Genomic DNA, 20,320 nt, shown 5'->3' on the forward strand with positions numbered 1-20,320 from the left:
CCCCGCAAGGGGGAGGGGAGCCCTACCAGTGTGCTCACCTCACGGCGCCATCGACACCGGCGAGAAGTCGACGAACCAGCTCTTCGGCTGCACGAAGCCTTTCACCTTCTGGCTCATCGCGCGCGGAGAGACGTCGTGGGCGACGTAGAGGAATGCCGCATCGTCCACCGAGGCCGCGTGCAGTTCGGCCAGGGCCGCGTCACGTGCGGCCGGATCGAAGGTCTGGCGCGCCTTGGTCACCAGCTCGTCGAACTTGGGATTGTTGATGTAGCCCCAATTGTTCGAGACGGGAGGCGCCATCGACGATTGCAGGAAGCGCACCAGTGCGAAGAACGGATCCATCGCCGCGTAGGTGACGTTGGTGGCGTTGGCGCCGTTGGCGGTCGGATCCTTGGCGCCGCGGCGCCAGTTGGTGAACAGCGTGTTCCACTCGATGACGTCGAGCTGGACATCGAAATAGCATTCCGCCAATGCCTGCTGCAGATATTCGTTCATCGGCAGCGGCTGCATCTGGCCCGAGCCCGACGCCGAAGTCTGCGTCTTCACCGTCAGCTTCTTGTTCGGGCCGTAGCCCGCCTCTTGCATCAGCTTCTGAGCGGCCTTCAGGTCATATTTGATCTCGAAGGTCGGCTTTCCGCGCCAGGGATGGCCGGGCTCGAACGTGCCGGTCGCCGGCACCATCAGGCCGGCAAGCAGGCCCTCCTTGAGCCCTTCGCGGTCGACGCAGAGATTGGCGGCCTTGCGGACGCGGATATCGTTCCAGGGCGAGCCTTCAATACGCGAAAACTGCCATGGCCAGACGTGCGGCGATTCATTGGCCTGGAGCTGGAAGCCGCGCTGCTTGATCTCCCTGACCGCGTCGGGCGCGGGCGCCTCGACCCAGTCGACCTGGCCGGACAGCAAGGCCGCGGTGCGGGCATTGGCCTCCGGCATCGGCAGCAGCACCATCCGGTCGACCTTGGGCACGCGGCCCTTGTCCCAATAGCCTTCGTTCTTCACGAGTTCGAGCCGCTCGCGCGGCGTGAACTTCGACATCTTCCACGGGCCGGTGCCCGAGGCGTCCCTGGCGAACGCGGCCCAGGCGGCCTGCGATTTCGCCTTGGCGTCGGCGCCTTCCGCCTTGTCATAGAACGCCTGCCACTTGGCGGGGCTCGCAATGAACAGGTTGGTCAGGTTGATCGGCAGAAAGCTGTCCGGCTCCTTGGTGGTCAGTTCCACCGTCATGTCGTCGATCTTGCGCGCCGAGGCCAGCGTCGGCATGCGCGAGGCGGTGACGCCGACCTGGCTGGCGTCGAAATGCGGCGCATCCTGCTTCAGCACCTTCTCGACGTTCCAGACCACGGCGTCGGCATTGAAGGCGCTGCCGTCATGAAATTTGACGCCGGGGCGCAGCTTGAAGGTCCACTTCTTCTTGTCGGCCTCGTCTACCTTCCACTCGGTCGCGAGGCCCGGAATCATGACGCTTGCCTTGTCGCGGGACGAGAGGTCCCACATCGTCAGGCCGTCATACATGGTCAACCCGGTGAAGCGGTTGCCCTCGAAACCCTGATCGGGCTGGCCGAGCGTGCGCGGAATATCGGCAGCCGTCATGCCGATCCGCAGCACCGTCTCGGCGCTTGCGAGTTGCGGCAACCCGACCACCAGCGCCGTTGCCAGCAGCCACGCGGTGGCCGTCTTCTTCGATCTGTCGTTACGCATCTGCAGCAATCCCCTTTTCAACGCCTGGTGACTAATTCTTATGCAACCGTATGCAACGCCTGTGCCAAACGGCAAGCTTCCCTCCGGGCTATGCGTTTGACTGCACAACTCCTTGTGAAGCGCGCATGCAAGTCATGTCGGATGCCTAAGCTGGCACCAAGCTTGCATTTTTAGCTCCAAACCCTGCCCGATGGAGCCTAATTCATGCGCACCCGAAATTCGATGCTTCTTCCTGCCGCAACTCTAGCCGCAGGTTTGGCTCTTGGCATCTCCGCGATTTCAGCGCAGGCCGAGACCGTTGTGCGCTACGGCATTTCGATGGCGGACATCCCGCTGACCACAGGTCAGCCCGACCGCGGCGCCGGCGCCTACCAGTTTTCTGCCTATACGATCTACGATCCGCTGGTCTCCTGGGAAATGGACGTGGCCGACCGGCCCGGCAAGCTGGTGCCGGGGCTCGCGGCCGAATGGAAGGTGGACGAGCAAGACAAGAAGAAATGGCGCTTTTCGCTCCGCAAGGGCGTCAAGTTTCACGACGGCAGCGAATTCAATGCCGACGCGGTGATCTGGAATCTCGACAAGGTGCTCAACGACAAGGCACCGCAATTCGACAAGCGGCAGAGCGCGCAGGTGAAGACCCGCCTGCCCTCGGTCGCGAGCTACGCCAAGATCGACGACGCCACTATCGAGATCACGACCAAGGCGGTCGACTCCTTCTTTCCGTACCAGATGCTGTGGTTTCTGGTTTCCAGCCCGGCGCAATATGAAAAGCTCGGCAAGGATTGGGACAAGTTCGCCAGCCAGCCCTCCGGCACCGGGCCGTTCAAACTGACAAAACTGGTGCCGCGCGAACTCGCCGAGCTGACCAGGAATGCGGACTATTGGGACAAGAAGCGGCTTCCGAAGGCCGACAAGATCGTACTGATCCCGATGCCGGAAGCGCTGACGCGCACCAACGCGCTATTGGCCGGCCAGGTCGACCTGATCGAGACCCCGGCGCCGGACGCGGTGCCGCAACTCAAATCCGCCGGCATGAAGATCGTCGACAACGTCACGCCGCATGTCTGGAACTATCATTTGAGCGTGTTGCCCGGCTCGCCCTGGACCGACATCCGCCTGCGCAAGGCGCTCAACCTGGCGATCGACCGCGAGGCGGTGGTCGGGCTGATGAACGGTCTGGCGAAACCCGCCAAGGGCCAGGTCGACCCGTCGAGCCCCTGGTTCGGCAAGCCGTCCTTCGAGCTCAAATATGATGTCGCATCGGCGAAGAAGCTGGTGCAGGAGGCCGGCTATTCGAAGGAGAAGCCGCTGAAGACCACCTTCGTCATCGCGCAGGGCGGCACCGGACAGATGCTGTCGCTGCCGATGAACGAATTCCTGCAGCAGAGTTTTAAGGAAATCGGCATCGAGATCGACTTCAAGGTGGTCGAACTCGAGACGCTATACACAGCCTGGCGCAAGGGCGCGGCCGACGAGATGAACGCCGGCATCACCTCCAACAACATCGCCTATGTCACCTCAGACCCGCTCTACGCCATCGTCCGCTTCTTCCACTCCGGCCAGATTGCGCCTGTCGGCGTCAACTGGGGCGGCTACAGAAGTGCGAAGGTCGACGCGCTGATCGATGAGGCCAAGCAGACTTTTGATGTCGCCAAGCAGGACGAGCTACTGGCGCAGGCGCACGCGCAGATCGTCGACGACGCCACGCTGGTATGGGTTGTGCACGACACCAACCCGCATGCGCTGTCGCCGAAGATGAAGAAGTTCGTGCAGGCGCAGCACTGGTTCCAGGATCTGACACAGATCGGGCTGGAGTAGGCCCCGCCGTCATTGCCGGGCTTGACCCGGCAATCCATCTCCTTCGCAAGATTCTTCTGAAGAGTGATGGATGCGCGGGTCAAGCCCGCGCATGACGAGTCCGTAGAATGGGTAGAGCGCAGCGAAACCCATCACCTTTCGTGCAAGATCAGATGGGTATCGCTTCGCTCCACCCATCCTACTTCTGCGGGCTGCCCACCCTACGAAAGCTACTTCGTCAGCAGCGCGAAGGCGCCGTTCCAGTCTTCCGGCGGCGGATTTTCGAGATAGCCGCGGATGCGCGCTTCGTAGAGATTGTAGAGCAGCTCCAGCGAATTTGCCTCGTCGGTCTTGCGGCCACGCGCGATGGCTGCGAGCGCGCCGTCCCAGTCGCGGTTGCGATAGCAGGCGAGCATCTCGATCGTCAGGTTGCGCAGGCGCTGGAAGCGGCCGGACTGCGCGGTGTCCTCGCGGCCGGCGATGGCGTAGATCACCTCCGGCTCCTTCTTGCCTTTCACCATGATGAAGTCGAGCTCGAGAATGGCGAACTTGTCCTTGACCGCGAGCGCGGTCTTGGAGCCGACAATGATCGGAAAACCATATTCTTTCGACTGCCCTTCGAGGCGCGAGGCGAGATTGACGCTGTCGCCGAACACCGAATAGTCGAAGCGCTGGTCGGAACCCATGTTGCCGACCACGCAGATGCCGGTATTCAGCCCGATGCCGGCATTGAGCGGAATGAACGGACGCCCCTCTTGCTTGGCCTCCTGCTCGCGCGCCTGATTGAGCTCGTCGACGCGCTCCAGCATGTCGAGCGCTGCTTCGCAGGCATTGAGCTCGTGGTCCTTGTCGTCCAGCGGCGCGTTCCAGAACGCCATGATGGCGTCGCCCATATACTTGTCGATGGTGCCCTTGCGGTCGAGGATGGCGTTGGTCAGCGGCGTCAGGAAACGGTTCATCAGCGCCGTGAGGCCCTGCGGGTCGTTCTTGTAGGTCTCGGAGATCGAGGTAAAGCCGCGCATGTCGGAGAACATGATGGTCATCTCGCGCTCCTCGCCGCCGAGCACCAGCTTTTCCGGCGACTGCGCGAGCTGTTCGACCAAAGCCGGCGACAGATACTGGCCGAAGGCGGAGCGGATTTGGCGGCGCTGCGCCTGCTCGCGCACGAAGGCGGAAAAGATCAGCGTCAGGTAGATCGACGTGGTCGACAACAACGGATAGGTGAAGTCGATCAGCAGGCGGTGCTGGGCGTAGAAATACGCCGACGTTCCGACCAGCACGGATGCAAACGCGCCCCCGACGATCACAAGCGAGACCGGACCGAACAGAGGCGCAAACACAATCACGAGAAGCCCGAGCAACATCGCTGCTGCCAATTCAACGCCGATGCCATAGTTCGGCTGCGAGATCACCGCGCCGGTCAGCGCGCTTTCGAGCACCTGGGCATGGATTTCGACCCCGGGCATGGCGGGGGACACCGGCGTGGTCTTGATGTCGGTGAGGCCGACCGCGGAGGTGCCGATCAGCACCAGCTTGCCCGCGATCATGTCGGGGGCGACGTTTTTCTCCAGCACGTTGATCGCGGGGACGTAGATTGAGGCATCGTTGCGGGCATAGTGAACCCAGAGCTGGCCGTTATGGTCGGTCGGGATCTGGAAATCCTTGACGCGGAGGCTCTTGATGCCGGCCTTTTCGGCCTTGATCAGGATGGTCCCCGATCCGCTAGCGACCCGCAGCATCTCGAATGTCAGCGAGGGCATGGTCTGGCCCTGCGCCAGCATGATCATCGGCACCCGCCGCACGATGCCGTCGCGTTCCGGCTTGATGGTGAACAGGCCGCGCCCGGCAGCGGCGTGCTCAAGCACCGGCACGTTGCGCAGGAGACCGGGGAAGTCAAACATGAAGCGCTGCGGCTCCTCGCCGAGCATCGCAAGCCCGGTGACCGGCAGCGTCTTGTCGAGGGCTGCGATTTCCTCCGGCAGGCCGGATTCACCGAGCACGACGCGCGACTGCCGGACGGCGTCGGCGAAGATCTGATCGTTGCTCGGCAGCGCGCGCAGCCTGGCGCGGGTTTCCTCGTCGAGATTGCGGAAGGTGTCCGCCGCCAAGGCGGGATTGAGACGGTCGGGCTCCGGGAACACCGCGTCGAACGCGATCACGACCGCGCCGAGCCGGGTCAGTTCGGTGATGAGGTCAGCAAGCCGGGTGCGCGGCCACGGCCACTGCCCGAGCTTTGCCTGGCTCTTCTCGTCGATGTCGACGATGGTTACCGGCCTTGCCGTTTTCTTGCGAGGGTCGATGCGCTGGAAGGCATCAAAGGTCCGGACGCGGATTTCCTCAACCGGCGCCGGATCTGCAACGCGAAGCATGGCGAACCCGATCAGCAGCACAAGGCACAGCAGTCGGGCGTAGCCGATGCGCCGCTTGAACCACTTCGGTAAGGCCCGTAGTCGCTTCATGGCGTCTGGATATCACGCTCAGCCGAATGACGGCACCGGTTTCCAATAAGGCACATTATTAATGATCCGAACCATAAGAATTTGACTATTCAACACGGATGCCGGTTCGTCTATTAAATGACGCCGCATCACTTAAAAATGGCGCCGAACCCGGACCACAGCCGCCGATGTCCAACCCTTTGAGCGGGACGCTTCCGCAGCCGACGGGACGTTATGACACCATTCGCGCGCTGCTGCGGGCCGGCAAAAACGATGAAGCGATCGTCCAATTGTGCGCCATCACCGTCAGCGATCCGCAGGATCTCGTTGCCAGGGAATTGCTGTTCGATGCGTTCTTTCAAAAACGCGATTGGGAGCCGGCACTGGTCCTCGCCGAAGAGTTGAACCGGCACCAGCCGGGCAATGCTCGGCTGGAGAAGGCGCGGATCGCGACGCTGACCAATCTGAAACGCTACGACGAGACGATCGTGCAGGCGTCGCGGTACCTCGAGCGCCACGGCGAGGATCTCACCATCCTCGACACGCTCAAGGTCGCGACCTACTACACCGGGAGGACCAATGAGGCGATCCGTTACGGGCAACGCGCGCTCGACCTGCGGGACGCCGAGGCCTGCCACAGTCCCCCTCCCTTCGCCCTGAAGGAGCCCGATGGCCCCGCCATCGGGAACGAACGTCATTTCATTTTCGCTCTGGGGAACCGCGCCTTTCTACAGTTACGGAGCCATGATCAACCTCGTGCTCAGCCAGACGGTATATCCCGGCTGGACCTGCCGATTCTATGTCGACGCCACCGTCGCGCCGGCCTGCGTCGCCTTCCTGCGTGAAAACGGCGGCGACGTCCGCAGCATTGAGGACGAGTATCCGAGTGTCGGCCTGTTTCAGCGTTTCCTGGTCATGAACGATCGCACCGTCGGGCGCTTTCTTGTGCGGGATTGCGACGCACGGCTCTCCGCAGCGGAGGCCGATCTGGTGCAGCAATGGATCGAGAGCGGCTATCCCTTTCACGCCGTGCGCGATCACGTCATGCACAACGAACTGATGATCGGGTGCACGTGGGCCGGCCGCACCGATTGCGGAATCGACATGGTCGAGTTGATGCGGCGCTATTTCAAGTTCGGGCCAACGGCGAAGTACGGCCACGACCAACGCATGCTCGGCCTGATGCTGTGGCCGCTGATCCGCAACCGATGCTTGGTCCACGACAGACATTACCGGCTACCCGGCGTTCACACGCTCCCACTCGGAGAGCGCAAAGGTCATTTCGGCGCCGGCCACCAGAACCTCGCCGCCGTGCTCGCCGAGGTCGACCGGCTGGGTATTCCGCGCCTCTCGTAGGATTCTGCGACCTGATGCGGGAGACACAGGCGATCAGACGCCGCTGGGATGCAGGATGAAGTCGTTGAGCTGGAGGCTCGCGCGGTTGACATTCGAAAGCAGAATCGAGTCGCCGCCATCGAGGTGAATCAGCGTGCCGCTGGCCGGTTGCTTGACCTCCGCATCGTCATTGATCCACGCGTTGAACGAGTCGGTATCGCCCGCATCGAACGGCAAGTGGTCTAGCAGATCAATCCTGTCCTGGCCGGACATGAAGTCGGTGATGATGTCGTCACCGGAGCCGGCGCTGAACACGAATTGATCGGCGCCCGCACCACCCGTGAGGGTGTCGGTATGGCCGGTCGCAAAAATCACGTCCTTGCCGTCTGTCCCCTGGAGCGTGATATTCGGGCCCTCGCCGGCCTCGTTGAAGATGAAGTTCACGGTGCCGGTGGCGCCGAACCCATCGGTGACGGTAATGGTAACCTTGTCGGTCAACGGAGCAGGTGACCCCGGATCGTAAGCCAGGCCGTTGTCCAGTGTGGTGTTGATATCGTCCAGGGAACCGGTGCCCGTCGAGGGCGTCATGCTGCTACCCGAACCGGCAGCTTGGGTTACCACGTTGATGGTGAAGGTTTCATTGGAGGTGACATCCGCGTCGGAAACTGAAAGTCCGGTAACCGTCGTAGTCTCGCCATCCTCTTCAATATGCAGATTGTCGGTCGAGATCAGCGGCGCCTGATTGTCAGGCGACGGCGCGGTGACGTTGACCGTCGTATACAGCAAGCCTGTATCCTTGCCGTTGTGCTCGGTGCCGTCGCCGTCGCTGAGTTCGAACACCACGCTACGCGTGCCGGCCTCCGGATTCTGCGCGATGCTCTGGAACCGGATCGCCTCAGTCAGATGCGCTATGGCCTCATCGGTGGCGTTGCCGTTCAGGTCAATTGCCAAAATGTCGATGGCGTCGGTCTTGGTGCCGATCTCGACAGCGTCAGAAAGATCGCCGTCACCGTCGGCATCGAACATGACGGTGGTGCCGGTAACCGAGATGTAATTGCTTTGCCAGATCGACAGAATATCGCCGGGGCGCCCGTCGTCCAGCCATACGGTCAACGATCCGCCGTTGTAGTCGGTGGTGCTGTCGATATCGCTTACCGACACATTGGTTGCTACCGCAACGGCGGGCCCATTTACTCCGTAGATTGCCGTAATGTCCTCAGCTTCGAGCACAGGTGCGTCGTTGGTGCCGTTGACGGTGATATCGATCACCTGCGTCGTGCCATCCGCAGTCGTCACGGTCAGGGTATCGTGTTTGATCTCATCCGCAGCGAGGTTGTCCACTCGTTGGTGGACCAGAGCATAGGTCCAGTGTCCGGTGGTCTCGTCGAAGGTGAAGTCGCCGTAGGTGCCTGTCAGCGCTGCCTGCTCCACCGGCTGGAAATAGCTCTCGCCGCTGTCGACGTCCTCCACAGTCAGCGTGCCGTCATCCATGTCATTGGCGACTAGATGACCGCTGGCGTCGGTGTAGTGCTCATCCTCGAACACCCTGCCGGTGGTGTTCCCGCCGATCGTTGCCGCGTGGTTATTGGACGTGACGTTGACCGTCGCAGTGAAGAAGTCGGAGTCCTGGCCGCCATTGGCGGTGCCGCCGCCATCCCTCAGTGTGAACGTCACGGTGCGCTCGCCGGCGACGGGCGCGGACTTGGAGTTCGAAAACTCGATCGCCTGCGCCAGCGCCGCGACGGCCGCATCATCGGCATTGCCGTTCAGCGTCACCGTCAGGCTGTTGGTGTCGTAATCCGAGAGCGTTCCGACGATCTTGGCGCTGCCTGGGCCGGCGGCGCCGTCCGCGTCGTACATGATGTTGGTGCCGCTGAGCGAGATGAGGCCGCCGTTGGCAATGGCAAGCGTGTCACCCTGGTTTCCGCCAGCCGTCACTGTCGCGGTGAACGATCCGCCGGCGTAGCTGCTGCTATCGACGTCGCTGGCCGAGACACTGCCGGCCAGAGCGACGGCCGCACCGCCCGCCTGATAGGTCCGCGCGAGATTGGCGCCGGTGAACATCGGCGCATCGTTGGTGCCGGTGACGGTAACGACGAAGGTCTGCGCGGCTACCCCGCCATCGCCATCGTCGATCGAAACCGTGTAGGTGAGCGTCAGTTGCTCGCCGGCCGTGAGATAGTCGAAAGCAGACGATGCGGCCGAGAAGTTGAGATCGACCGAGCCGGTGGAGGAGCCGGAATTCTTGGCCACAGCGCCCGGCTTCACCAGCGCGATCAGCGCGGCGTCATCGAGCGCAAGGCCGGTGGTGGTGCCCGACACCGCCACGCCGGTGATGCTGGCGGCGTGACCGACATCGGCCAGATCGACGTCGGTGAAGGTGACCGGGATCGCCGCCGTCAGCGCCGAGGTATCGGTCTGCTCGGTCAGATTCTTCTGCGCTATGTTGCCGATTTCAGGCGCGTCGTCGGTGCCGGTAACCGTGACGACAAAGGTCTTCGGCGTCACGCCGCCATCGCCATCGTTGATCGCGACCGTATAGGTCAGCGTCAGGACTTCGCCCTTCGCCAGATAATCGAACGCGGTCGAGGCCGCCGAGAATGACAGATTGACCGATCCGGCCGAGGAGCCGGAATTCTTGGCCACAGCACCCGGCGTGACCAGCGCGATCAGCGCCGCCTGATCGAGCGCAAGGCCCGCGGTGGTACCGGACGCCACCGCGCCAGTGACGGTTGCGGTGTGGCCGACGTCGGACAGGTCGAGATCGGTGAACGTAACAGGAATCGTCTTCGTCAGCGCCGCGGTGTCGGTTGGCTCGGTGAGGCCCTGCTGTGCGATATCAGCGATTTCAGGCGCGTCGTTGCTGCCCTTGATCGTGACGACGACATCCTGCCACGTGACGCCGCTATGGTGGTCGTCGACCTCCACCGTGTAGGTCAGCGTGACCATCTCGCCATCGGCGAGGTAGTCGAAATAACTATCCGGCGCCGAGAACGACCAACTCTTCGAGCCCTGCACGCCATCGGTGGAATCGGTCAACGACCCCAGCGACAGCCAGCTTAGCTGGACCGTTCCGTTGGCGAGGCCGGTCATCACGCCGGAGGCGCTGACGCCGGTGATCTTGACGTCGTGCGTGTCGGTCAGATCGGCATCGGTGAACGTGATCGCGCCGCTGGCGGTATCCGGCGTCGCTGAATTGTGGGCGTCAGCACGTTCGGCAATGGTCGCGGTCTGCGGGTCGCTGGTGATATCAGCCGTATCGTTGCTGCCGGTGACGGTGACGGTAAACGGCTTGGTCACCACACCGCCATGGCGATCATCGACCGTGGCCGTATAGGTCAGCGTCAGGATTTCGCCGTTGGCGAGGAAATCGAACGCTCCGTCGAGCGCGCTGTAACTCCAGCTTGCCGAACCGTTGTTGGTATTGCCGTTCGCCTGCACCACCGTCAGCGGCACATCGACAGCCGCGATCGCGGCGAGCTGGGCTGCAGTGAGAGATGAGGTGATGTCGGTCAGGGCGGCGTTTTTGTAGGTGAAAGACGTGAACGCCGCGCTCGCCACCGGGCGATCGGTCAGGTCGACGTCGGTGAAACTGATCTTGCCCGATACCGTATGAAGCGCCGTGGATCCGGTCGGATTGGGCTGGCTGGGATTCTCCAGCTCGGGGAACGCAGCGCTCGTTGCCGCGATGGTCGGAACGTCGTTGGTACCGATGACGACGACGTCGGCGCCCTGGATCGAAACCGTGATCGGCGTGGAGATGACACCGCCATGGCCGTCATCGACTTGCGCGACGTAATTGAGGGTCAGCGTCTCGCCCTTGGCGATAAAGTCGAACTTGCTGTCCTCGATGCTGTAGGTCCAGGTTGCCGTGCCGTTGTTGCTGTTTCCGGGAGCCGGCACCACCGTCAGCGGCACCTCGACGGCCAGGATCGCCGCCAACTGTTCCGGCGTCAGCGTCGCTGTGATGTCGTTGCCCTGTGCGTCGTAATAGCGGAACGGATCGGTCGTGGAGATCGCCGCGCTGACGATGGGACGGTCGGTCAGATCGACATCGCCGAAGGTAACGGTGCCGGACACGGTATCGATCACCGTATTGCCGGTGCCGATCCGCTCCGTGATCTCGCCGCCGGTCGCAGAGATCGTCGGCTTGTCATTGGTGCCAGTGATGACGATCGTAAACGGCACAAACGTCGTCTCGTTGCTCGGCGCGTAATTGTTGTCGACCCGCGCCATGTAGGTCAGCTTCAGCGTCTCGCCGGCGGCGAGGAAGTCGAACGCGCCGTCGGCAATGTTGTACGTCCAGGTCGCCGTACCGATGTTCTTGCCGTTGGGATCCTGCACCACGGACAGCGGCACTTCGACCGCTTTGATCGCGGCCAGTTGCTGCGCCGTCAGCGTAGCGGTGACGTCGGCGCCCTGCGCGTTCTGATAAATGAAGGAAGAAAACTGCGTACTGACGGTCGGAGTGTCGCCGACGTTGACATCGATATAGTTGACGACACTCGATATGCTGTCGAGCGCGGAGCTCGCGGTCACATCGATCCGTTCGGTAACGGCGCCGCCGTGCGCCGCTGCCAGCGGCGGCCCCGGAATATGCACAAGCCTGGGGGGCGGCCCCGGATCCACGGGGGGAGTAGCCCCGCTCGGGATGTTGAGTAGCTGAAGCGTCACGGGAATGAACTCCCCGCCGGCCAGCTTGACGAACAACGTTTCCGGAACGATCGAATCAGTAAAATTGTTGGTGAGCTTGGTGTTCGGGTTGTTCAGGTCGGTGAACTTCAGCGAGAACACGTCGCTGATGATCTTCTGCGCGTCGGGCGATAGCTGCACCGACGATTGGAAGCTGACCGTGCCCTGGCCGCTGACGATCGTCTGCGTTCCGGCCCGGTTGACGGTCGCAATCGGCGTCAGCGTAGTCTTGTCGAACAGGATGTAGGAGCCGGTGGTGCCGTCGGGCTCGACCAGCACCTGGAATTTCGCCGGCGGCGCACCGCCTTGGCCCGGCACTTCGAAGTCGATCTCGACCAGCACCGCGGTGCCGCGGATGCCCATGGTCGCGACCGGGGTGTCGACCTTCATGTCGCCTTTCTTGGCGGTGGCGCCGGCGACGAACGAGATCGTGCCCTGCACCAGGCTAAGCAGCGACCTGTTGTCCGACCCGTTGGGGTCGTAGACCATTTCGTTCAGCACCATCCTGGCATTCGATGCGAGACCGAACACGGTGCCGTCGATGAAGGTGATGCCGAGCGTCGAATCGGAGCCGGACTGGACGACGTCACCTTTATGGACGGTTTCGCCCTGGTTCAGGATGATCGAGACGCCGTTGCGGATCGCGGTCGCATTCCCCGTCAGCTTGGTGACGTGCCCGATCACAGGCGGCGCGACGCTCGGACTGCCGTCCGCTTGCGCGAACTGGGTGTGCCCGCTCAGCGCGTTGACGATGTCGCCGGTGAGATGGGCGCCATCGGGCGAGGCCAGCGCAGCGCGCTTCTCGCCCCTGAAGTAGTCGCGCAGCACGACCTCGCGGTCGGCGCTACTGAGGATCAGGTCGACGCCCGATCGCTTGAAGTCGCCGCTGAAGAGCAGATCAGCATCAGAAATGATTATGGCGTCGGACGGCGCATGTGTCGAAACTTTGTCGACATTGAACTTGCCGGAAGACGGAAGATGGCCGTGCGATGACAGCAGAGGTCCAAGGCCGACATCCGCGCCGGAAAAAGGGTCGAGGTCTCCCGATCCGAATTTGCCGGCATAATTCAATGGGGCACCGATTTAAATGGTTAAGAATTATGAAATTTCCCTGCGGGATTTTCATACCACGCAGGTAAGGAACACAAAAGCAGGCATGCCGCGAATACCCTCGATATGGGGTATGTCTGCAACAGGACCGAAAAGGTCCGAAACAAAGTGTCCGGCGAAAGTGTGGCAAGGAAAAGGCCGGAACTTACTCGGACTGATCGAAAAATGGGCATGGCCTCCCACGGCATAAAGATAAGCAGCCATAATAATTTATCTCTGCCGCAGCGCAGCGAATGCCGCTTCCTAGTCGCCTTAAGACTGATCACCTCGCGGATCCATTCGAAGCCGTCATCGCCTTCAAGGCGTCCGGGACAGGTTGCAATCGCGCACCGAGCGATCCCGTGGGTAAGGTTAATTCGGTGACCTGTAACCCTTCCGCAACCGTAAACTTTTGCGCCGTGTCCGCCTCCTGTCTCGGATGGCCAAGCGGCCCCGATGAGCGCCGATCTGAGTGGATCGATAAAATCCTCTGCAAACCGGCAAGGCCGCGTTCACGCTGCTTCGCAAACTTCCGATAGGCCTCCCCTCGTTTTAAACGGATCAAAAGCGCCGTTGCCCATCCTGCCCGTTCTGAAATGATCTGGGCACGAGCAGGCAGAGCAAGCCCGCCGATGCCCGGACAAGGGGTGTCAGATGGGGTTGTCAGTCTATGCACGCGCATGGCGTGCGGGCATCGTCGCGTGCGGCCTGGCCTGGTTCGGGCCGGCCGACCTGCGCGCGGAGACGGGCGAGCTATCCGCGCCGGCGGAGCTGGTCCGGCGGTCGGCCGAGCCGTTCGGGCTTACCGCTTCTCCCCTCGCCGGCGGCGGGCTGCGGGACAAATGGCTTGGCCTGCAGCGCCGGCTCGACGACGAAATGGTGCAACTTGCGCTCTGCGAAGGCGACCGTGACGGCTGCGTGTCTCCGGCCGCACTGAAATTCCTCGACATTGTCGACGCCGCGCGCTTGCGCGAAGGCCGCGCGCGGCTCGGCGAAATCAACCGCGCCGTCAATCTCGCCATCCGGCCGATGAGCGACCTCGCCCAGCACGGCCAGATCGACGTCTGGACGCCGCCGCTCGCGACGCTCGCGCGCGGCGGTGGCGACTGCGAGGATTATGCAATTGCGAAATTCATAGCCTTGCGCCGCGCCGGCCTCGCGCCCGACGATCTCAGGATTGTGGTCCTGCACGATACCATCCGCGGCGAGGACCATGCGGTGGCCGCCGCGCGGCTGGAGGGGCGCTGGCTGACGCTCGATAACCGCCGCATGGCGATGGTCGAGGACGTCGACGTCAGAAACTTTCGGCCGACATTCGTGATCGGTCAGCACGGCGTGATGCGATATGCCGATACCCCGCTGCTCGCCGACGCCTCGGGCAGTACGCTTGCGGCTCCGCTTGTCTTGAGTTCTCTGGCCGCTCCGCCGACCGGTCATTCGAACGTGCCAACGGAATGACGGCGCGCAATTGTTGCGCGGCGACGGCAGGCAGCAACCTGCTTTCCTTACCTGATCTTCCCTGCCTCACGGCCAATGGTGCGCTGCAGCCGGCATGCCAGCTTGCATTCGTTCGGCGAAAGCGCTCGCGCAAAATATGCGAGACAAATTTTCTCTTTTTCGTTTCGCGCATCGCGTTGATTGACGCGATCCTTCTCACCGGCATAGCATTCCACCAGATCCGCTAGAGATCACTGGGAGGGAATGAGATGACACGTTTGCCGCGCGTTGATTCCGCTTGCCTTTTATTTCCTGAAATTGCCGTCACTTCGCGTCGGCCGGCGCGCTTTGCGCAGGCCGTGATCGCAATCGGGCTGGGCCTGACGCTGGGCTGCAGCACAGCCCTTGCGCAGACACCCGCCAAGGGATCGCCCGAGCACATCAAGGCGGTTACCTCGGCGGTCGACGGCGCATCGATCAAGGCCAACACCGCGACCTCGAGCGACTGGCCGACCATCGGCCTCGACTATGCCGAGACGCGCTTTTCCAAGCTCAACCAGATCAACGCCGACAACGTGAAGAAGCTCGGACTGGTGTGGAGCTATCCGCTGGAATCCTCCCGCGGCGTCGAGGCGACGCCGGTCGTTGTCGACGGCGTCATGTATCAGACCGCGTCCTGGAGTGTGGTGCATGCCATCGATGCCCGCACCGGCAAGCGGCTCTGGACATACGATCCGAAGGTCGATCGCACAAAGGGCTACAAAGGCTGCTGCGACGTGGTCAATCGCGGCGTTGCGCTCTGGAAAGGCAAGGTGTTCGTCGGCGTCTATGACGGGCGGCTGATCGCGCTCGACGCCGTCACCGGCAAAGTGGTCTGGGAAAAGGACACGCTGATCGACAAGGAGCATTCCTACACCATCACCGGCGCGCCGCGCGTGTTCAACGGCAAGGTCGTGATCGGCAATGGCGGTGCGGAATACGGCGCCCGCGGCTACGTCACCGCTTACGACGCCGAAACCGGCAATCAGGCCTGGCGCTGGTTCACGGTGCCGGGCGATCCGTCAAAACCGTTCGAAGATGAATCAATGGCGGCCGCCGCCAAGACCTGGGACCCCGCCGGCAAATACTGGATCAACGGCGGCGGCGGAACGGCGTGGGACACCATTACCTTCGATCCAGACCTCAACCTCGTCTATATCGGCACCGGCAACGGCTCACCGTGGAATCGGGATGTGCGCAGCCCGTCCGGCGGCGACAACCTCTATCTGGCCTCGCTGGTCGCGCTGAACGCCGACACCGGAAAATACGTCTGGCACTATCAGGAGACGCCCGGCGATCACTGGGACTACACCTCCACCCAGCCTATGATCCTCGCCGATCTCACTATCGATGGAACGCCACGCAAGGTGATCCTGCACGCGCCGAAGAATGGCTTCTTCTTCGTCGTCGACCGCACCAACGGCAAGTTCATCTCGGCCAAGAACTTCGTCGATGTGAACTGGGCGACCGGCTACGACGCCAACGGCCGGCCGATCGAGGTGAAGGAGGCGCGCGGGAGGGAACAGTATGACAGCATCCCGGGCCCGTACGGCGCCCATAACTGGCATCCGATGTCGTTCAATCCTCAGACCGGCCTCGTCTATCTGCCGGCGCAGAACATTCCGGTGAACCTCACGCCGGAAAAGGCGGTCAAGCACAACGCACAGGAGCCCGGCAAATTCGCTTCCGCGGCGGGCTGGAACGTCGGCTTCATGCTGAACGCGACGCCGCCGAAGAGCGCGCCGTTCGGCCGCCTGCTCGCGTGGGACCCGGTGAAGCAGAAGGAAGCCTGGCGCGCGGAATATGTGGCGCCGTGGAACGGCGGCACGCTCACCACCGCGGGCAACCTCGTTTTCCAGGGCACTGCGGACGGCCGCTTCATCGCCTACAACGCCACGACGGGCGAAAAGCTCTGGGAGACGCCGGTCGGTAGCGGCGTGGTTGCGGCCGCCTCGACCTATCTGATCGACGGCAAGCAATATGTCTCGATCGCGGTCGGCTGGGGCGGCGTGTTCGGGATTGCCGCGCGCGCCACCGAACTGCAGAGCCCTGGCACGGTCTACACCTTCGCGATCGATGGCAAAGCGCCGCCGCCGGCCTTCGTGAAGTACCAGACCGAAGGCCTGCTCGCCGGCGTCAAGTACGATCCGAAGGACGTTCCCGAAGGCACTGCGCTCTACGTCACCGCCTGCGCCCAGTGCCATGGCGTGCCCGGCGTCGACAAGGGCGGCAATGTCAGGAATCTCGGCTATGTCTCCAAGGAGACCATCGAGAACTTGAAGAACTTCGTGTTCAAGGGCCCGTTCCACGATCAGGGCATGCCCGACTTCACCGGCAAGCTGACCGAAGCCGACGTGGTGAAGATCCAGGCCTTTATCCAGGGCACCGCGGACGCGATAAGGCCGAAGTGACGAAGTCATCCCGGGATGGTGCGCAAGCACCAGACCTCAGATGCGCAAATAAAGAGGGCTGCGCGAGATGATCGCGCAGCCCTTCTCGTTGAAGCCCTGTCGTTAGAGCGAAGCGCCCCTCAGAACATCAAGCCTTCCTTGACCAGCACCCAGCGGCCGTTCTTGATCTGCTGGACCTGAGTGATGGTGTTGGCCAGATGGTCGGTCTTGGAGAACTTGGTCGGCGGCGAGTTGAAGATGTCGCGGAACTGCTCGCCTGACTCCAGCGCGCTCATCATCTTCTGGCCGGTCAGGTCCTTGCCGGCCTTCTCGGCGTAGAACGCAAACGTCATCATGGCGTTGTAGCCGATGATCGCCTGGGTGTTGGCATCCGAGCCGAACATCTTCTTGTAGTTGGCGAGCCAATCCTTGACCTTGCCCTTGGCGGTGTCTTCGTACGGAATTTCGAAGCCGGAGGCCGCGTAGAGGCCTTCCACCGCGTCCTTGCCGAGCGCCGGCACTTCCAGAACGTTGGTCGGCGTGGCGCCGAGGAAGGTGACGTCCCAACCAAGCTTCTTGGCCTCGCCCATCGCGCCGATGGTCTCGCGGATCACCGTGCCGAGCACGACGACGTCGCAGCCATCGGACTTCATCTTGGCGATCTGCGCGCTGAAGTCGGAAGCGCCGCGCTTGTAGCTCGTCACCGAGGCCGGCTCCAGCTTCATCGCCTTGACCTGCTGCGTGAAGCCGTCAAGCACGTTCTTTCCGTACTCGTCGTCCTGATGCAGGATGCAGGGCTTCTTGAAACCCTTGGTCTCCAGCATGTACTTGACGGCGGCGCGGGTGCTCTCGACGTAAGGCAACAGGTTGTTGAACTTCAGCCTCTCCTGCGGCTTCGCCGGATCGAACTTGAAGGTGAATTCGGCCGCCGTCAGCGGGAAGAGCTGCATGACACCGGCGTCGAACAGGATGTCCTGCGCGGCGAGCACAGTGGGCGACCCCATCGGGCCGACCATGGCAAAGACCTTGTCGCGCTCGACCATCTTCTGCGAGGCCAGCACGGCGCGCTTCGGATCGTAGCCGCTGTCCTCGATGATCAGCTTGACCTTGCGACCGTGGATGCCGCCTGCGGTATTGATCTCTTCGGCTGCCATCTTCATGCCGTTGGATACCGGCACGCCCCAGACCTTGATCGGACCGGACAGATCCTGATGGGTACCGATGACGATCTCATTGGCCGAGATGCCTTGATCGGTAACCTTGGTTTGGGCTGCGGCCGGCAATTGGGTCAGCGCAAGGGCGCTCACCGCAAGGCCCAGCGCCTTGAACGATTTCGACATTGCAGTCTCCTCTTCCTTGGCCCGTGTTGCGCGAAGGGTGGGGCCTTCTCAGTCCTTCGCCGTTTTCAAATAGCTTGGTTCCAAATGTCGCCTACGCCACCGCCTTCTCGCGATACATCGCTTCGATCTCGGCCGCATAGCGCTTGTTCACGAAGCTGCGCTTCAGCTTCATGGTCGGCGTCAGCTCCTCGTCCTCGGGCGTGAGCTGACGTTCGATCAGGTAGAACTTCTTGATGGTCTCGACACGCGCGAAGTTGGCGTTGACCGCCTCGATCTCGCGCTGGATCAAGTCCTGGATCTCCTGCGCACGGCACAGGCTGGCATAATTGGTAAACGGAATATCGTGGTCCTGCGCGTATTTCTCGACGTTCTCCTGGTCGATCATCACGAGGCAGGTCAAATACGGACGCTTGTCGCCGATCACCACGGCGTCCGAAACGTAAGGCGAGAATTTTAGCTGGTTCTCGATCTCCGACGGCGTGATGTTCTTGCCGCCCGAGGTGATGATGATGTCCTTCATGCGGTCAGTGATCTTGACGAAGCCTTCATTGTCGATCGAGCCGACATCGCCGGTGTGCAGCCATCCCTTGGCGTCGATGGTCTCGGCGGTCTTCTCCGGCTGGTTCAGATAGCCCATGAACAGGAAATCGCCGCGGATCAGGATTTCGCCCTGCGGCGAGATCGCAACCTCGCCCCACGGCGCGGCCTTGCCGACCGACCCGAGCTTGATGCGGTCGGGCGGCATGATGGTCGCGACGCCGCAATTCTCGGTCTGGCCGTAGACTTCGCGCATGTCGAGGCCGAGCGCGAGATACCAGCGGATCAGGTCCGGCGCGATCGGGGCTGCGCCGGTAAAGGCCAGCCGGCACCGATCGAGCCCGAGCATGCGGCGAATGTTGCGGAACACCAGCCAATAGGCGGCGCGGTTGGCCAGCCGCAAGGACAGTGGCGGCGTATCGCCCTGTAGCTTGTACTCGGTCATCCGATTGCCGATGGCGAGGGCGTTGCGGTACATCCAGTTCTGAAACGTGGTCGCATCCTTCAGCGCGATCGTGATTCCGGAATAGAACTTTTCCCAGATTCTCGGCACCGCGAGGAAAGCGGTCGGCTGCACCTCGCGCAGATTATCCGGCACGGTCTCCGGACTCTCGGCGAAATTCATCACCGATCCCAGCGCAAGCGAGACGTAATAGCCGCCGATCCGCTCGGCGACGTGGCAGAGCGGCAGGAACACCAACCGTTCCTCGTTGTCGGTCGACGGAAACAGGTCATTGGCATGGCGCATCTGGTGCGTCACGCTGCGGTTGGAGTGCATGGCGCCCTTGGGCGGGCCGGTAGTGCCCGAGGTGTAGACGAGGATGGCGAGATCGCCTGCGCTTCGGCTTCCGATCATCTCGTCCCACAGCGCCTCGTTGCCTTGCGCGTGGTTGCGACCGAGCGCCATGAATTCGGCCAGCGACAGCACCATCGGGTCGGTAAAGCCGGTCAGACCTTCCATGTCGAACACGACGATCTTCTGCAGCGTCGGACAACGCGAACGGCAGGCGAGGATCTTGTCGAGCTGCTCCTCGTCCTCGGCGAAGATTACCTTGGTCGAGGAATCGTTGATGAGATATTCGACCTGCGACGAGGAGTCGGTCGGGTAGATGCCGGACGAAACGCCGCCGGCGCAGAGGATGCCCATGTCGGCATAGACCCATTCCGGCACGGCGTTGGCGATGATCGAGGCGACGTCCCCGGGGCGGAACCCGCTGGCATGCAGGCCATAGGCCACGTCCTTGGATATCTGCAGCCACTCGCGCCAACTGGTCGGCTGCCAGATGCCGAATTTCTTCTCGCGGATCGCCGGCCGGTCGCCGCGTGTTTCCACGGACAGCAAGAAGCTCTTCGCGATCGTGTCGGCGACCGTCAGCACTGCCGGTCTGGCCATGCGCATCTCCTCCCTCTGTCGCCTGCCTCGGGTGCCGGTGTTTGAACCGGTCTTGGTTTTCGAAGCAGGGCTCGAATTTAGCTCTAACTCGTTCTTAACGCCATGCTTTTGACTGCGACGGTTAACGCCAGATCT

At 62.3% G+C, this 20,320-nt stretch carries 11 protein-coding genes; 6 read left to right on the forward strand and 5 right to left on the reverse strand.

The features are described 5' to 3' along the window. Positions 1 to 39: 39 nt before the first annotated feature. Complete coding sequence (locus V1277_RS11460) at positions 40 to 1,698, reverse strand: ABC transporter substrate-binding protein (RefSeq protein ID WP_334416240.1); 1,659 nt, start codon at positions 1,696 to 1,698, stop codon at positions 40 to 42. Between the two features lie 204 nt (positions 1,699 to 1,902). Between V1277_RS11460 and V1277_RS11465 the strand changes: the two genes are divergently transcribed. Then, the gene (locus V1277_RS11465; protein ID WP_334416241.1) at positions 1,903 to 3,516 is read left to right on the forward strand and encodes an ABC transporter substrate-binding protein; all 1,614 of its coding nucleotides are present in this window, start codon (positions 1,903 to 1,905) and stop codon (positions 3,514 to 3,516) included. Positions 3,517 to 3,725: 209 nt separating this feature from the next. On the opposite strand, the gene V1277_RS11470 is transcribed toward V1277_RS11465, so the two are convergent. Continuing rightward, on the reverse strand, positions 3,726 to 5,954 hold the full coding sequence (locus V1277_RS11470; RefSeq protein ID WP_334416242.1) for a CHASE2 domain-containing protein: 2,229 nt from the start codon (positions 5,952 to 5,954) through the stop codon (positions 3,726 to 3,728). Between the two features lie 167 nt (positions 5,955 to 6,121). Between V1277_RS11470 and V1277_RS11475 the strand changes: the two genes are divergently transcribed. After that, positions 6,122 to 6,778 (forward strand): tetratricopeptide repeat protein, encoded by a 657-nt coding sequence (locus V1277_RS11475; RefSeq protein ID WP_334416243.1) that lies wholly within the window; start codon positions 6,122 to 6,124, stop codon positions 6,776 to 6,778. Beyond that, positions 6,690 to 7,289: a hypothetical protein gene (locus V1277_RS11480; protein WP_334416244.1), complete on the forward strand. Its 600-nt coding sequence runs from the start codon at positions 6,690 to 6,692 to the stop codon at positions 7,287 to 7,289. The genes V1277_RS11475 and V1277_RS11480 overlap by 89 nt, the downstream gene beginning before the upstream one ends. Before the next feature lie 33 nt (positions 7,290 to 7,322). Here the strand turns inward: V1277_RS11480 and V1277_RS11485 are convergent, their stop codons facing one another. Continuing rightward, a complete protein-coding gene (locus V1277_RS11485) occupies positions 7,323 to 13,031 on the reverse strand; it encodes a VCBS domain-containing protein (protein WP_334416245.1) in 5,709 nt (1,902 codons plus the stop codon). Positions 13,032 to 13,703: 672 nt separating this feature from the next. On the opposite strand from V1277_RS11485, the gene V1277_RS11490 reads away from it, so the two are divergent. The 3 genes from V1277_RS11490 to V1277_RS11500 are packed head-to-tail and all read left to right on the forward strand — an operon-like array spanning position 13,704 to position 16,936. Continuing rightward, positions 13,704 to 14,507, forward strand: coding sequence for a transglutaminase-like cysteine peptidase (locus tag V1277_RS11490; RefSeq protein ID WP_334416246.1), 804 nt, complete (start codon positions 13,704 to 13,706; stop codon positions 14,505 to 14,507). Continuing rightward, positions 14,504 to 14,734 (forward strand): hypothetical protein, encoded by a 231-nt coding sequence (locus V1277_RS11495; protein WP_334416247.1) that lies wholly within the window; start codon positions 14,504 to 14,506, stop codon positions 14,732 to 14,734. Before V1277_RS11490 ends, V1277_RS11495 begins: the two co-directional genes overlap by 4 nt. 21 nt (positions 14,735 to 14,755) lie before the next feature. Next, positions 14,756 to 16,936: a PQQ-dependent dehydrogenase, methanol/ethanol family gene (locus V1277_RS11500; RefSeq protein ID WP_334416248.1), complete on the forward strand. Its 2,181-nt coding sequence runs from the start codon at positions 14,756 to 14,758 to the stop codon at positions 16,934 to 16,936. A 119-nt stretch (positions 16,937 to 17,055) separates the two neighbouring features. Here V1277_RS11500 and V1277_RS11505 read toward each other — a convergent pair whose 3' ends face one another. Together V1277_RS11505 and V1277_RS11510 are read right to left on the reverse strand one after the other, a co-directional pair. Continuing rightward, positions 17,056 to 18,255 carry an ABC transporter substrate-binding protein gene (locus V1277_RS11505; protein WP_334372423.1) on the reverse strand — a complete coding sequence of 400 codons (1,200 nt, stop codon included), beginning with the start codon at positions 18,253 to 18,255 and terminating at the stop codon, positions 17,056 to 17,058. Between the two features lie 91 nt (positions 18,256 to 18,346). After that, positions 18,347 to 20,185, reverse strand: coding sequence for an AMP-dependent synthetase/ligase (locus V1277_RS11510; RefSeq protein WP_334416249.1), 1,839 nt, complete (start codon positions 20,183 to 20,185; stop codon positions 18,347 to 18,349). Positions 20,186 to 20,320 lie beyond the last annotated feature (135 nt).

Origin of the sequence: Bradyrhizobium sp. AZCC 1588 (genome assembly GCF_036924735.1) — a bacterium.
Classification (GTDB): Bacteria; Pseudomonadota; Alphaproteobacteria; order Rhizobiales; family Xanthobacteraceae; genus Bradyrhizobium.

Bases quoted from the DNA above. Each gene is read 5' to 3' on its own strand.
- V1277_RS11495 (WP_334416247.1), top strand. From the start codon at position 14,504: ATGACGGCGCGCAATTGTTGCGCGGCGACGGCAGGCAGCAACCTGCTT.
- V1277_RS11465 (WP_334416241.1), top strand. From the start codon at position 1,903: ATGCGCACCCGAAATTCGATGCTTCTTCCTGCCGCAACTCTAGCCGCA.
- V1277_RS11490 (WP_334416246.1), top strand. From the start codon at position 13,704: ATGGGGTTGTCAGTCTATGCACGCGCATGGCGTGCGGGCATCGTCGCG.
- V1277_RS11500 (WP_334416248.1), top strand. From the start codon at position 14,756: ATGACACGTTTGCCGCGCGTTGATTCCGCTTGCCTTTTATTTCCTGAA.
- V1277_RS11470 (WP_334416242.1), bottom strand. From the start codon at position 5,954: ATGAAGCGACTACGGGCCTTACCGAAGTGGTTCAAGCGGCGCATCGGC.
- V1277_RS11510 (WP_334416249.1), bottom strand. From the start codon at position 20,185: ATGGCCAGACCGGCAGTGCTGACGGTCGCCGACACGATCGCGAAGAGC.
- V1277_RS11460 (WP_334416240.1), bottom strand. From the start codon at position 1,698: ATGCGTAACGACAGATCGAAGAAGACGGCCACCGCGTGGCTGCTGGCA.
- V1277_RS11475 (WP_334416243.1), top strand. From the start codon at position 6,122: ATGTCCAACCCTTTGAGCGGGACGCTTCCGCAGCCGACGGGACGTTAT.
- V1277_RS11505 (WP_334372423.1), bottom strand. From the start codon at position 18,255: ATGTCGAAATCGTTCAAGGCGCTGGGCCTTGCGGTGAGCGCCCTTGCG.